15 protein-coding genes are annotated in these 12,886 nt (G+C 65.8%); 9 read left to right on the top strand and 6 right to left on the bottom strand.

Annotation, left to right across the window (positions count from 1 at the left end):
* Nucleotides 1-9: 9 nt before the first annotated feature.
* The 7 genes from ACCQ07_RS19670 (at nt 10) to ACCQ07_RS19700 (ending at nt 4,323) form a co-directional block, all read left to right on the top strand.
* On the top strand, nt 10-354 hold the full coding sequence (locus ACCQ07_RS19670; protein ID WP_372363577.1) for a hypothetical protein: 345 nt from the start codon (nt 10-12) through the stop codon (nt 352-354).
* 95 nt (nt 355-449) lie between these two features.
* Nucleotides 450-860, top strand: a complete 411-nt coding sequence (locus ACCQ07_RS19675; RefSeq protein ID WP_372363578.1) for a copper-binding protein — start codon at nt 450-452, stop codon at nt 858-860.
* A gap of 119 nt (nt 861-979) precedes the next feature.
* Nucleotides 980-1,327: an ArsR/SmtB family transcription factor gene (locus ACCQ07_RS19680; protein ID WP_130531482.1), complete on the top strand. Its 348-nt coding sequence runs from the start codon at nt 980-982 to the stop codon at nt 1,325-1,327.
* Complete coding sequence (locus ACCQ07_RS19685) at nt 1,324-1,854, top strand: arsenate reductase ArsC (protein ID WP_372363579.1); 531 nt, start codon at nt 1,324-1,326, stop codon at nt 1,852-1,854. Before ACCQ07_RS19680 ends, ACCQ07_RS19685 begins: the two co-directional genes overlap by 4 nt.
* A gap of 10 nt (nt 1,855-1,864) precedes the next feature.
* Nucleotides 1,865-2,278: an arsenate reductase (glutaredoxin) gene (arsC, locus tag ACCQ07_RS19690; protein ID WP_130552997.1), complete on the top strand. Its 414-nt coding sequence runs from the start codon at nt 1,865-1,867 to the stop codon at nt 2,276-2,278.
* Entirely contained in the window at nt 2,275-3,000 is a 726-nt protein-coding gene (gene arsH / locus ACCQ07_RS19695) for an arsenical resistance protein ArsH (protein WP_372363581.1), read from the top strand. Before arsC ends, arsH begins: the two co-directional genes overlap by 4 nt.
* An 18-nt stretch (nt 3,001-3,018) precedes the next feature.
* Nucleotides 3,019-4,323: an arsenic transporter gene (locus ACCQ07_RS19700; protein WP_372363582.1), complete on the top strand. Its 1,305-nt coding sequence runs from the start codon at nt 3,019-3,021 to the stop codon at nt 4,321-4,323.
* Nucleotides 4,324-4,352: 29 nt separating this feature from the next.
* On the opposite strand, the gene ACCQ07_RS19705 is transcribed toward ACCQ07_RS19700, so the two are convergent.
* The 6 genes from ACCQ07_RS19705 to ACCQ07_RS19730 are packed head-to-tail and all read right to left on the bottom strand — an operon-like array spanning nt 4,353 to nt 11,088.
* The gene (locus ACCQ07_RS19705; protein WP_074052285.1) at nt 4,353-4,631 is read right to left on the bottom strand and encodes a hypothetical protein; all 279 of its coding nucleotides are present in this window, start codon (nt 4,629-4,631) and stop codon (nt 4,353-4,355) included.
* A complete protein-coding gene (locus ACCQ07_RS19710) occupies nt 4,628-7,825 on the bottom strand; it encodes an efflux RND transporter permease subunit (protein WP_372363583.1) in 3,198 nt (1,065 codons plus the stop codon). Before ACCQ07_RS19710 ends, ACCQ07_RS19705 begins: the two co-directional genes overlap by 4 nt.
* An 8-nt stretch (nt 7,826-7,833) precedes the next feature.
* Nucleotides 7,834-8,784, bottom strand: coding sequence for an efflux RND transporter periplasmic adaptor subunit (locus ACCQ07_RS19715; protein ID WP_021201906.1), 951 nt, complete (start codon nt 8,782-8,784; stop codon nt 7,834-7,836).
* Nucleotides 8,781-10,061 carry a TolC family protein gene (locus tag ACCQ07_RS19720; protein ID WP_372363584.1) on the bottom strand — a complete coding sequence of 427 codons (1,281 nt, stop codon included), beginning with the start codon at nt 10,059-10,061 and terminating at the stop codon, nt 8,781-8,783. Before ACCQ07_RS19720 ends, ACCQ07_RS19715 begins: the two co-directional genes overlap by 4 nt.
* Before the next feature lie 56 nt (nt 10,062-10,117).
* Entirely contained in the window at nt 10,118-10,474 is a 357-nt protein-coding gene (locus ACCQ07_RS19725) for a hypothetical protein (RefSeq protein ID WP_057681760.1), read from the bottom strand.
* On the bottom strand, nt 10,471-11,088 hold the full coding sequence (locus tag ACCQ07_RS19730) for a cation efflux transmembrane domain-containing protein (RefSeq protein ID WP_057681761.1): 618 nt from the start codon (nt 11,086-11,088) through the stop codon (nt 10,471-10,473). The genes ACCQ07_RS19725 and ACCQ07_RS19730 overlap by 4 nt, the downstream gene beginning before the upstream one ends.
* Nucleotides 11,089-11,193: 105 nt before the next feature.
* On the opposite strand from ACCQ07_RS19730, the gene ACCQ07_RS19735 reads away from it, so the two are divergent.
* The gene (locus ACCQ07_RS19735) at nt 11,194-11,607 is read left to right on the top strand and encodes a MerR family transcriptional regulator (RefSeq protein ID WP_014159616.1); all 414 of its coding nucleotides are present in this window, start codon (nt 11,194-11,196) and stop codon (nt 11,605-11,607) included.
* Complete coding sequence (locus ACCQ07_RS19740; protein WP_081029750.1) at nt 11,604-12,875, top strand: site-specific integrase; 1,272 nt, start codon at nt 11,604-11,606, stop codon at nt 12,873-12,875. The genes ACCQ07_RS19735 and ACCQ07_RS19740 overlap by 4 nt, the downstream gene beginning before the upstream one ends.
* Nucleotides 12,876-12,886: the final 11 nt, after the last annotated feature.

Here is a 12,886-nt window from a genome sequence, read left to right on the forward strand (position 1 = left end):
AAACGTCAGTTGATCATCATCATGTCGTCAGCCATCAGCGTGCTGCTCGCCGCATGCACGACCTTGCCAACCGACCAGCGTCTGGGCACCGTAGCAAAGGTGTCGGATCACGAACTGCAGCTGTGCTTCGATTCACAGGTGGCGGCACCCGCCGCGGGTCAACAGGTTCAGCTGGTGCGTCGCCAGCAGGTAGGGAATCCCAAGTTCGCGCCCACCTTCCGCGAACGCCCCGTCGGCACGGCTCAGATCGGTGCTGACATGTCCGGACGCTGTGTGACCGCCACGCTGACCCAGGGCAAGGCACGCCGCTTCGATGAGGTGCACCCGGCCTTGGCCGATCGGCGGCCCCGCTGAATTCGCCCCCCTCAGAACCAACGACAGCAGCCCGACTGCGCTGCAGCCGTACCGACCTGCAGTCGACTCAACCTTCAACCCACTAGGAGATCCATATGAAACTGACATTTTTCGTTCCCGTCCTGACCGCACTGCTACTGGCCGCGTGTTCGCAGTCCCCCAGCAACAATACCGCTACCGCCCCGAAGGACGCGGCAACGGATGACATGGCGATGTCTGCCACCGAGCACGCGCAGATGGCCCAACAGGCGACGCCCGCATCATCGGATGCCGCCCCATCGACCACGGCCTCGGCGACGGGCACCGTCGAAGGCGTCGACGCCACTGCCGGCAAGATCACCATCGCTCACGGACCAGTGGATGCACTGGACTGGCCAGCAATGACGATGGGCTTCAAGGCCACGCCTGAACAGATCGCTTCGGTGCAGGTCGGTCAGAAGGTGAATTTCGAGTTCCAGTCCCAGGGTATGGACGCGACGATCACACGAATTACGGCGATCCAATAAGACGAAGAGGCGGCGCATGGCAATGATGATTGCCATGCGCAACCTACAGCAACACCTGCTGGGTAGAGGCCGAAGCGGCTTAGGATTGCATTCTACAAGGATCGTTGTAGAATCGCCGAATGAACGATGATTCTGCCGTCTCGGCGCTCTCTGCGCTTGCCCACTCCGACCGCCTGGCCGCATTCAGGATGCTGGTCCGCGCAGGTCCCAACGGCATGCCGTCGGGTGAAATTGCCGAAGCGCTTGCGATTCCGCCACCGCGCATGAGCTTTCACCTTGCGACCTTGGAGCGGGCGAGCCTACTGCGCTCTTGGCGCGACGGGCGGCGTGTGCTGTACGCCGCCAACTACGAAGACATGCGCCAGCTTCTTGAATTCCTCACCGAGGACTGCTGTTCCGGAAATCCGGACATCTGCGGCGCCCTCAATAACCTCGTCACTCCTTGTACCACGGAGACCTGCGCATGAGCTTTCCTCAGCCGTTTAACGTCCTGTTCCTCTGCACCGGCAATTCAGCGCGCTCGATCCTGGCCGAGAGCGTCCTTCGCAAGATCGGCGATGGCCGTTTCAATGCGTTTTCCGCCGGCAGCCATCCAAAGGGTGAGGTCCACCCGCTGGCAATCGAAACGCTGCGTCAGGCCGACTACCCAGTCGAGGGGCTGCGCTCCAAGGCGTGGGACGAGTTCGCCGTGCCCGACGCCCCAGTGATGGATTTCGTTTTTACCGTCTGCGATCAGGCTGCCGGCGAGGCCTGCCCATTGTGGCCAGGACAACCGATTACCGCGCATTGGGGTATCCAAGACCCGAGCCGTGAAGCACGCGGGGACATGTGGCAGCGCGCCGCCTTTCGGCAGGCGCTTGTGTACATGGAGAACCGTATCAAGGCGTTCGTCGCACTTCCGATCCCCACACTGACCCGGACGAGCTTGGCCGCCCAGGTAGGCGAAATCGGGCAGTTCGACGGCACCTCATCGTCGCGACCCGACGTGGCGTAAGGGGATCATGATGACACTGACGATTTACCATAACCCGGCCTGCGGCACGTCCCGGAATACCTTGGAAATGATGCGCCAGTCCGGTGAACACCCGGAGGTCATCGAATACCTGCAGACGCCCCCAACGCGCGAGAAGCTGGTCGAGCTGATCGCCGCGATGGGCATGGCGCCGCGTGAACTCCTGCGCCAGAAGGGAACACCGTACGCGGAGCTGGGCCTGGATAATCCCGCGCTCACCAACGAACAACTGGTGGACGCGATGATGGCGCATCCGATCCTGATCAACCGTCCCATCGTCGTTTCCGACCGGGGGGTGGCCCTGTGCCGACCGTCCGAGAAGGTGCTCGCGCTGCTGGACAACCCGCTGTCCTCCTTCACCAAGGAAGACGGCGAAATTGTGACGGTAGCCGGAGCGTCGACATGATCGATCGCATCGCCGCAGATCTGCCGAGCATCGACGCAACGCAACTTGCACCAATCGACGTTGACGCGCTAGCTGGGCCCGGCGACCCCAGGCACCCGCCCCGGATCCTCATCCTCTATGGCTCGCTGCGGGAACGCTCTTATTCGCGGCTGCTGGCAGAGGAAGCCGGCCGGCTCTTGCGCTGGTACGGTTGCGACGTACGAATCTTCGATCCGCATGACTTACCACTGCCTGACGGAGCCACCCCGGATCATCCGAAGGTGAGTGAGCTGCGCGATCTCGCGTACTGGTCCGAAGGCATGGTCTGGGTCAGCCCCGAACGCCACGGCGCCATGACCGGGATCATGAAGGCGCAGATCGACTGGATTCCGCTGGCCGACGGCGCCAAGCGCCCAACACAGGGAAAAACCCTGGCGGTGATGCAGGTGTCCGGCGGTTCGCAGAGCTTCAACGCATTAAACCAGCTGCGTGTACTCGGCCGGTGGATGCGTATGGTCACCATCCCGAACCAGTCCTCGGTGGCCAAGGCATTCCAGGAATTTGATGAGGCCGGGCGCATGAAGCCGTCCGCGTACTATCAGCGAGTTGCAGACGTATGCGAGGAGTTGGTGAAGTTCACTTGGCTGGTGCGTGGTCGCTCAGCGTATCTGACCGATCGCTATTCCGAGCGCGTTGAGAGCGCCGAAGAACTGTCCAAGCGCGTGAATCAGCGCTCCATCTAACCTTTGTCGGAGCGCGGCATGCTTGCCCTCGCGATATTCATCGTCACCCTTGTATTCGTCATCTGGCAGCCGCGCGGATTCGGTATCGGTTGGTCGGCACTCGCCGGCGCCGCAGTAGCGTTGGCCACCGGCGTCGTCGGGTGGGGTGACGTCGCCACGGTGTGGGGGATTGTCTGGGATGCGACGTTCACTTTCGTCGCACTCATCATCATCTCGCTCATCCTAGACGCAGCCGGCTTCTTCGAATGGGCTGCCCTGCATGTGGCCCGCTGGGGCGGCGGCAATGGCCGGAAGCTCTTCCCGCTGGTCGTCTTGCTGGGCGCTGCGATCGCGGCAGTATTCGCCAACGATGGCGCTGCACTCCTGCTGACGCCGATTGTTCTTGCCATTCTGCTGCGCTTGAACTTCCCGCCTGCAAGTGCGCTGGCGTTCACTGTGGCTTGCGGCTTCATTGCTGATACGGCCAGCCTGCCGCTCGTTGTCTCGAACTTGGTCAACATCGTCACCGCGAACTTCTTTGACGTCTCATTTGGACGCTACGCAGCGGTCATGGTGCCGGTGAATTTGGTGTCGGTCGGTGCCACGCTGATCGTCCTGTGGCTCTGGTTCCGCCGCGACATTCCGCGCACTTACCCGCTCCACGATCTTGAAGCGCCGCATGAGGCGATCCGCGACAAGGCAGTCTTTCGCGCCGCCTTGCCCCTTCTTGCATCGTTGCTCGTTGCGTACTTCGTAACCGGGCCGCTCGGCGTCCCCATCGCCTTGGTGACGGGTGCGGCTGCGCTGGTGCTGATGGCAATTGCAGGTCGCTGGACGAGAGGCGGCCGAGGCGCCACCGTGGCCCTGACCAAGATTCTGCGCGGCGCGCCTTGGCAGATCGTGCTGTTCTCGGTTGGCATGTATCTTGTGGTTTATGGGCTTGGCAACGCCTGGCTGACAAAGGTGGCAAGTGCGGTGCTTGAGTGGCTGGCAGCGCAGGGAACCTTTGTGGCCACGATCGGTACCGGCTTCGCGGTGGCGGGTCTCGCATCGATCATGAACAACATGCCGGCAACCCTGGTGGGCGCGCTGGCCATCGACGGGGCCAATCTTCCGGCCGCCACCCGCGAACTGATGATCTATGCCAACGTCGTGGGCAACGACCTTGGCCCCAAGCTCACTCCGATTGGGTCGCTCGCGACCCTGCTGTGGCTGCACGTCCTTGCCGGCAAGGGCCAACGGATTACGTGGGGGCAGTACATGAAGGTGGGGCTGATCCTCACGCCCCCCGTCCTGTTGGCCACGCTCATCGCGCTCTGGATCTGGCTGCCGCTCGCGCAATGACCGCGTGGACGCAAGGCCGCCGTCAGTGATCACAATTTCTTCAGGGGTGCTGCGGTGGGTGGCGGCGGCACCGGTCCCGGGTCGTTGAAGCACAGCATGACCTGATCGATGCCGAATTGGTCGGCAAGCACCCGCGCGGTCACCGCGTGCACCAGGTCCAGGTCGACCGAGGGCGCCGCGACAGTGATGGTGGCCGCGATCGCACGACCGTGCTCTTTGGCGGGGACCAGGCGCAGGTCATCGACCGCTTTCACGCCCGGGTCGGTAAACATCGCCGCACGCACCTGTTCCAGGTTGATCTCGTTCATGGTGTCGAAGATTCCAAAGCAGTGCCACCGGCGCGGGGAGCTCGGTCGCGATGCAGCCAACGATAGAGCACCGGCAGCACCAATAAGGTCAATGCGGTGGATGAGACGATACCGCCGATGACGACAGTGGCCAGCGGCCGCTGCACTTCCGAGCCAGCACCGACATTCAAGGCCATGGGCAGGAAGCCCAGGGAGGCCACCAGGGCGGTCATCAGCACCGGCCGCAGGCGGCCAAGGGCGCCGTCGCGCACAGCGTCGTCCAGCGGATCGCCTTGCTCACGCAGGCGGCGGATGAAGGCGATCATGACCAGCCCGTTGAGCACGGCCACGCCCGAGAGCGCGATGAAGCCCACGCCGGCAGAGATCGACAGCGGAATCCCGCGCAGGGCCAGTGCCAGCACACCGCCGGTCAGCGCCAGTGGCACGCCACTGAACACGATGGTCGCATCCTTGGCCGACCCGAAGGCCATGAACAGCAGAGCGAAGATCAACGCCAGTGTCACCGGAACGACCACGCCGAGGCGTTGAGTGGCCGAGATCAGCTGCTCGAAAGTGCCTCCGTAATCGATCCAGTAGCCCGCTGGAAGCGTCACATCTTGGCCGATGCGCGTGCGCAGCGCGCCGACGAACCCACCCAGATCGCGTTCGCGCACGTTGGCCGTGATCACCACGCGCCGCTTGCCGTTCTCGCGATTGATTTGATTGGGCCCGCGCTCCACCTGGATCTTCGCCACTTCCCGCAGCGGCACCGTACGAGGCCCGCCATTGGCGCCGGCGGCCAGACGGCTGGACTCATCGACACTGGTGCTTGCCGGCAGCGGAATGGGCAGATCTGCCAGCACGGCCGGGTCTTGCCGCTGCGATTCGGGCAGGCGCACGACCAGGTCGAAGCGGCGGTCGCCCTCGATCAACTGGCCGGCGACACTGCCCCCAATGGCGGTGGCCACCGTTTCCTGCACATCGCCCGGGTTCAGGCCATACCGTGCCAATGCCGCCGGATCTGGCGTGATGGTCAACAGCGGCAGGCCCGAGACCTGCTCGGCCTTGACGTCTTCGGCGCCGGGGACGCTGCGCATGACCCGCTCGACCCGGCTGGCCAGGCGCGTCAGCTGGTCCAAGTTGTCGCCATAGACCTTGACGGCCACGTCGGAACGGACGCCGGAGATCAACTCGTTGGTGCGCATCTGGATGGGCTGGGTGAACTCGTAGTTGCTACCCGGGATTTCCTTGGCCGCCGCCTCCAGCTCTTCCACCAGCTCGGCCTTGGGCTTGCGCGGATCGGGCCACTGGTCGCGGGGCTTGAGCATCAGGAAGGTGTCGGCCATCGACGGCGGCATCGGGTCGGTGGCCACCTCGGCGGTGCCGATCTTGGAGAAGATGTTGGCCACCTCCGGGAACTGGGCCAAGCGCTTCTCCAGCGTTTCCTGCATAGCCACCGACTGCTCCAGGCTGGTCCCGGGAATACGCATGGGCTGCAAGGTGATATCGCCCTCATCCAGGCTCGGCACGAACTCCGAACCCAAGCGGGTGGCCAGCACGCCACAGCCCACCACCAGCACGGCCGCGCCGGCCAGCACCACCACGCGCCGACGCAGGGCCCAATCCAGCAGCGGCGTATAACGGGCACGCGACCAGCGCATCAGGCGGTTGTCGTGCTCAGCCACACGGCCGCGCAGGAAGCTGGCGATCGCCGCCGGCACGAAGGTCAGCGACAACACCATGGCGCCGGTCAGGGCCAGCACCACCGTGATCGCCATCGGGTGGAACATTTTTCCTTCTACCCCGGACAGCGCGAAGATCGGCAGGTAGACCGCGGCGATGATGCCCAGGCCAAACAGGCTGGGACGGATCACCTCGGCGGTGGCCGAGGCGGTCAGGTCATAGCGCTCTTCATCGTTGAGCTGGCGGCCCAGCGCGTGCTGCGCCTCGCCGAACCGGCGCAGACAGTTCTCGATGATGATCACCGCCCCGTCCACGATCAGGCCGAAGTCCAGCGCGCCCAGGCTCATCAGGTTGCCCGACACGCCGCCACGCACCATGCCGATGATGGTGAACAGCATCGCCAACGGGATCACCGCCGCGGTGATCAACGAGGCGCGCACATTGCCCAGCAGCAGGAACAGCACCACCACCACCAGCAGCGCGCCCTCGATCAGGTTCTTGGACACCGTGCCGATGGTGCGATCCACCAGCGCGGTGCGGTCATAGACGGCCTTGGCATGGACGCCGGCAGGCAGGCTGGCGTTGGCGGCATCCAGCTTGGCCGCGGCCGCCTGGGAGACTTCCCGGCTGTTGGCGCCGAACAACATGAAGGCGGTACCGACCACGACCTCGTGGCCATTCTGGGTGGCCGCGCCCGTGCGCAGCTCCTTGCCTTCGCCCACGCTAGCGACGTCGCGCACCCGAATGGGCACGCCATCGCGCCGGTCCAGCACGATGTTGCCGATTGCCTCCAGATTGGCTAGCTGGCCCGGCACGCGCACCAGGAACTGCTGTCCGTTGCGCTCGATGTAGCCGGCGCCGATGTTCTGGTTGTTGCGCATGACCGCGGCGACCACGTCGTTCAACGTGAAGCCCAGCGCCACCAACTGAGCTGGATCGGGAGTGATGTGGATCTGCCGCTCGAAGCCGCCGATGGTGTTGACCTCGGTGACGCCGGGCGTGGTGCGCAGCTGCGGCCGGATCACCCAGTCCTGCAGGGTGCGCAGGTCCGTGGCCGTGTACGGGGTGCCGTCGGGCTTGCGAGCGTTGGGCTCGGCCTCCACGGTGTACATGAAGATCTCGCCCAACCCGGTGGAGATCGGCCCCATTTCCGGGTCCAACCCTTCGGGAAGCTGGGAGGCGATCTGCTGCAGGCGCTCGGCGACCTGCTGGCGGGCAAAGTACAGGTCGGTGCCGTCCTTGAAGACGACGGTGACCTGCGAAAGCCCGTAGCGCGACAGCGAGCGGCTGTAGTCCAGCTTGGGCAGACCGGCCATGGCCGTTTCGATGGCAAAGGTGACCCGTTGTTCGGCCTCCAGCGGCGAGTAACCCGGGGCCTGGGTGTTGATCTGGACCTGGACGTTGGTGATGTCGGGTGTGGCGTCAATGGAAAGGTGACGGTAGCTCCACACGCCCAGCGCAACCAGCGCAGCGGTGAGCACTAGCGTCAGCCAGCGATGGCGGATGGACAGCCCAATGAGGCGTTCGAGCATGGCGGGCCTCATTCTTCTTCCACGGTGGACTTTTCGATGTCGGCCTTGATCAGGAAGCTTTGGGCCACCACCACCTGTTCACCGGCCTTGAGGCCTTCCAGCACTTCGGCGCGTTCGGCGTCGCGGCGCCCCAGCTTCACCGGCCGGGTGTGGTAGGTTTCGCCCTGCTGCACGTAGACCACGTCCTGGTCTTCTGCGGTCTGCAGCGCCGTGATCGGCACCACCAACGCTGCCGATTGGCGATCCACGGTGACCCGCGCCTTGACCGCCGACCCCGGCCGCCACAGGCCATCGGTGTTGGCCACCGTGCCGCGCGCAATGGTGCTTTGGCTGGCGGTGGCGGTGCCGGGCAGGACGCGCTCCAAGGTGGTCTGTGCGGTGACGCCATCGCTCAAGCGGGTAACCGTCACCGGCACGCCAGCACCGATGTGCTGGGCGTCGGCGCCGAAGATGTGCAGGTCCACCCACAGCGTGGACAGGTCGGCGACCTCAAACAGCGGCGCGCCCTCAGCGGCGGCCATGCCTACGGCGGCCGTGCGCGCCATGACCACGCCACTGATCGGCGCGGTGACGGTATAGGTGGTCAGGCTCAGGTTGCTCTCTACCGTGGCCAGTGCCTGGCCGGCCCGTACCTGATCACCCACGCCCGCACGCACGGAGCGGACCGGTCCGGGGAAGCGTGCCGTGACCTGCGCGATGCGACCGTCAATCGGGGTCAACAGCCCTTGCACCTCATGCTCGTCAGCAATCTCACCGGGGCCTGCCGGTGCGACCTGGATACCCGCTGCCTGCGCAGCTTTGGCGGCAATCTTGGTTTCCAGCGGCGCTTCCTCGTGCTCGCCGTGCTCTTCGCCCTCAGCGGCGGCGCCGCCTTCGGACGCTTCGTTGGGGGCCGACGCGTTGCAGGCGGCCAGCATCATCAGGGCCATGCCCAGTGCGGTCCAGGAAAAGCGATTCATGGGGTCTCTCCGGTGGAAGCAGCCGCCGGCGGCGCGACAAGCGCCTGGCCGGTCAGGCGTTGAATTTCGATCAGGGCGCGCTGCGCATCGAGCGCCACGTCCAGCTGCTGCTGGGCCATGGCCGTGCGTTCGGACTGCAGCTGTGCCCATTCCAGGTAGCTGATCGCGCCGGCGCGATAGGCGCGCTCGGCGGCCTGCTCAGCCCGGGCCAACTTCGGCAGCACCTCGCCTTGCAGCCGTGCCACCTCGGCCTGCGCCACGGTGTAGCGACCATGGGCTTCGACCAGCGTGGAATACAGCGACAGGCCCTTGGCCTCGCGCTCGATCGTCAGAACCTCCAGCTCGGCTTCGCCGGCGCGGATCTCCGGCTGCGCGCGGCTGCGGCTGCCCAGTGGCATGGACAGGCTGGCCACCAGCGCGGTGTCGTCAGTCTCCTGCAGGCGGCGCACGCCCAGCTGCCACGACAAGTCCGGCGAGGCCGCCGAACGCGCCAGCTGCAGTCGTGCCTGCGCGATCCGGCGGGCATCGGCAAACTGCGCCAACTCGGGAGTGCGCTCCAATTCCTCGGCCAGCGACTGCATGGACGCGATCGCCGGCAGGGTCATGGGATCCGCCGCGGCCACCTCGAAGCTCGGAGCACGTTCGCCCCAGAGGGCAGCAAGGTGCTGCCGGGCGGCAATGCGCTGCTGCTCGGCCCGATCACGGGTCAATTCTGCTCTCGCCAGTGCTGCTTGTGCGGTGAGCATCACCGATTCGGGAGACGCGCCAGCCTGCAGGCGCTGCCGGGCAGCGGCGACGGTCCGCTGGCGCTGGCCGACATCCATGTTCGCCAGGCTGCGTTGCCGGTCGGCACCGACAACGGCCAAATAGCGCTGCGCCGTCTCGGCGAGCAGGTCCAGCCGGCCGGTCTCCCGGTGCACGGCCAGCGCATCAATCCGGCTTTGGGCCAGGGTTCGGCGCGCATCGAGCTTGCCGCCGCGCTCCAGGACCGAGCTCAGGCTCAAGGTCAGCTCGGCGCTGTCCAGACCACGGGCCACGCCCGTGCCCAATGCATTTTCGACCTCGGCACCGACCGTCCACGGTGGGCGCTGCATGGCCTGATCGCGCTCGGCAGCGAGCACGGTGGCCCGCGCATCGACCAGGCGCAGCTCGGGGTGGGTTTGGGCCACACGCGCGAACGCGTCGTCCAAAGTCATCAATTCGGCCGCCGCCGCCGGCGTCGTCACCGCGCCGCCCAACAGCAGCCATGCGGCTATAGCCGCCAATCGCACATGCATGGAAGTACTCCGAAGGTTCTCGATATCGACAGGGCGCCGGCGCATGCCAGCCGACCTCACCCTGCGATCGGCGGTCGGAACGGCGCGATCAGGTGCGCGGGCGGATACCGGGGCGTATCGGCGTCCAGCGCGTGCAAATACCGGCCGATGTCCGCCACGGCCAGCAGGATCTCAGGGGCCGGCGCGGCTTGGCTGCAACACAGCACCAGCTGCTGAAGCCGATGCAGGGCGACGTCTACGCCACGCTCGGCAGCTGGTGGCGCCACTGCCGGGCCACGGTCGGCAGCGGCCAGATGGGTCTGGGCATGCAGCTCGCCGACCAGTGCCAGCACCGGCTGCGCCACCAGGCCCACGGCCAAGTGCGCCAGCAGGAGCCAGCGCAGGCCAGAACCCAGCCGGCCAAGCCTGGTCATGCAGCCGTCTTGCGCGCGTCGGCACGTGCCCGGCGGGCATCACCCAAGATCTCGAAGGCTTCCTTGATCACATACAGGCCGATCAGGGCGCCGATCACGAAATCTGGGTACGGGCTGGCCAGCCACCACACCAGGAGGCCCGCCAGGATTACGCCAACATTGGCGACCACATCAGCCCGGGTGAACAGCCAGGTCGCCCGCAGATGCACCTCGCCGGACTTCAGCGGCGCCAGCATGCGCAGTACCGTCACGTTTACCACCAGCGACAGCAGGGCGGTGCCAATCATCCAGCCGCTGACCGGCTCGGCACCGAACATTACGCGGCGGCCGACCTCGACCAACACGCCCACACCCAGCACAAGCAGCACGCTGCCGCTGACCCACGCGGCATTGGCCTTGAAGCGCGCCGTGCGCCCGATAGCGACCAAGCCAATGGCATAGGCGGTGGCATCGGACAGCATGTCCAGAGCGTCGGCCAGTAGGCCAGTGGAATGAGCAACCCAGCCGGCGATGCCGCCGATCACGGCCATCGCCGCGTTCAACGCCAGGGCGATCCAGAGGACGCGCCGCTCCTGCGCGTTCTTAGCCTCGTGGTGGCAGCCGCAATCACTCATCGGAACATCTCCATTCGCAGGGAAGCCGGGCCCGGGCGGGCCGCTGGCATGACACAGCCGGTGAGGGTAAAGTCCGTAGCTACTACGGAGTCAAGCGTACTACGAATGAAAATCAGTGAGGCTGCCGACGCCAGCGGGTGCCATCTGGAGACCATCCGCTATTACGAGCGGATCGGCCTATTGCCGCGCCCTGGGCGCTCAGGCAATGGGTACCGGGTCTATGGCCCGGCCGACATCGAGCGGCTGCGCTTCATTGCGCGTGGCCGGGATCTGGGTTTCAGTCTGGAAGAGGTCCGCAGCCTGCTGCAGCTGGCCGGCGATGAGGAGCTTTCGTGCGGGGACGTGGATCGGCTGGCCCGCAGCCATCTGACCGACGTGCGGGCGCGCATGGCTGACCTTCAGCGCATGGCCAGCGAGCTGGAACGGGTGATTGCCAGTTGCCACGGCGGTCAGCGGGCAGAATGCACCATCCTGTCAACGCTGCGACAGCCGGCCTCGGTGGAGGCCACGCGCCAGTGACCGAACTGGACCGCTACCTCGATGCGGCCACGCGCCAGAACACGGTGCGCAGCTATGCGTCGGCGCTGCGGCACTTTGAGGTTGAGTGGCAAGGCCACCTCCCAGCCACACCTGACAGCGTGGCGCGGTACCTGGCCGCCTATGCGCAGACCTTGGCCACCAGCACCCTTCGCCACCGGCTGGCCGCCATTGCCTCCTGGCACCGCGACCACGGCTTTGTCGACCCGACCCGGTCGCCGCTGGTGCGCAAGGTGCTCAAAGGCATCAAAACCCTGCACCCGGGCCAGGTCAAGCAAGCCGCGCCGCTCCAGATTCGGCGGCTGGTCGAACTCGATGACTGGTTGGCTGCAGCGATCGCTGCGGCACAGGCGCGGGGCGACGGAGCGGCGGCGCTGCGCCACCAACGGGACCGAGCGTTGGTGCTGCTCGGATTCTGGCGTGGCTTCCGCGGCGATGAACTGCTGCGTCTGGACGTGGCCCATCTCACGCTGGTGCCGGGACAGGGGATGACCTGCTTCCTTCCGCGCAGCAAGGGCGATCGGCAGGCGGCCGGCGTCACCTACAAGGTGCCGGCGTTGTCGCGATTGTGTCCGGTGGAGGCGACCCAGGTGTGGCTGCAGGCGGCCGGCCTGCAAGAAGGGCCGGTATTTCGGGCGGTCAGCCAATGGGGCCAGGTGAGCGCCGAAGGCCTGCATCCCAACAGCTTGGTGCGCCTGCTGCGTGAGTTGCTGGCCAGTGCTGGTTTTGCCGATGCTGGGCTCCACAGCAGCCATTCGCTGCGCCGCGGCTTTGCCAGCTGGGCCAACGACCAAGGCTGGGACATGAAGGCGCTGATGGAGTACGTGGGCTGGCGCGATGTGCAGTCGGCCATGCGTTATCTGGACGGGCGTGACCCGTTCGCCCGGGATCGCATTGAAGCGAGCCTGCCCAGCCCAACCTCGCCAGCTCCGACGATGGCGCTGCCGGCGCCCGAGGGAAAATCTGCCCTGCAGCTGCGCCTGCGCATGGTGCTGACCCCGTTTGCCCGCGCCGGCCGCGGCGCGGCCAAGGCCCGGGGGCGAATCGAAGAGATCTGCTTGGCCCCGTTCCAGGCTGTGCGGCTGAACACCGCCAGCAGCGAGTACCGGTTGACAGCTCCCACCGATCCCGACCGGGATCTGGATGAAATCCTGGCCACGTTGCTCGATGACATGCACCGCATGGCCGATACGCACCAGTGTTTCCTGGAAGCGTCTCTCAATACAGACGATGGCCGGCACTGGGATTGATCCCCTCATAA

It is taken from the genome of Xanthomonas sp. NCPPB 3583 (assembly GCF_041475715.2).
GTDB lineage: Bacteria > Pseudomonadota > Gammaproteobacteria > Xanthomonadales > Xanthomonadaceae > Xanthomonas > Xanthomonas euvesicatoria.

Bases quoted from the DNA above. Each gene is read 5' to 3' on its own strand.
- ACCQ07_RS19675 (WP_372363578.1), top strand. From the start codon at position 450: ATGAAACTGACATTTTTCGTTCCCGTCCTGACCGCACTGCTACTGGCC.
- ACCQ07_RS19680 (WP_130531482.1), top strand. From the start codon at position 980: ATGAACGATGATTCTGCCGTCTCGGCGCTCTCTGCGCTTGCCCACTCC.
- ACCQ07_RS19685 (WP_372363579.1), top strand. From the start codon at position 1,324: ATGAGCTTTCCTCAGCCGTTTAACGTCCTGTTCCTCTGCACCGGCAAT.
- arsC (WP_130552997.1), top strand. From the start codon at position 1,865: ATGACACTGACGATTTACCATAACCCGGCCTGCGGCACGTCCCGGAAT.
- arsH (WP_372363581.1), top strand. From the start codon at position 2,275: ATGATCGATCGCATCGCCGCAGATCTGCCGAGCATCGACGCAACGCAA.
- ACCQ07_RS19700 (WP_372363582.1), top strand. From the start codon at position 3,019: ATGCTTGCCCTCGCGATATTCATCGTCACCCTTGTATTCGTCATCTGG.
- ACCQ07_RS19705 (WP_074052285.1), bottom strand. From the start codon at position 4,631: ATGAACGAGATCAACCTGGAACAGGTGCGTGCGGCGATGTTTACCGAC.
- ACCQ07_RS19710 (WP_372363583.1), bottom strand. From the start codon at position 7,825: ATGCTCGAACGCCTCATTGGGCTGTCCATCCGCCATCGCTGGCTGACG.
- ACCQ07_RS19715 (WP_021201906.1), bottom strand. From the start codon at position 8,784: ATGAATCGCTTTTCCTGGACCGCACTGGGCATGGCCCTGATGATGCTG.
- ACCQ07_RS19720 (WP_372363584.1), bottom strand. From the start codon at position 10,061: ATGCATGTGCGATTGGCGGCTATAGCCGCATGGCTGCTGTTGGGCGGC.
- ACCQ07_RS19725 (WP_057681760.1), bottom strand. From the start codon at position 10,474: ATGACCAGGCTTGGCCGGCTGGGTTCTGGCCTGCGCTGGCTCCTGCTG.
- ACCQ07_RS19730 (WP_057681761.1), bottom strand. From the start codon at position 11,088: ATGAGTGATTGCGGCTGCCACCACGAGGCTAAGAACGCGCAGGAGCGG.
- ACCQ07_RS19735 (WP_014159616.1), top strand. From the start codon at position 11,194: ATGAAAATCAGTGAGGCTGCCGACGCCAGCGGGTGCCATCTGGAGACC.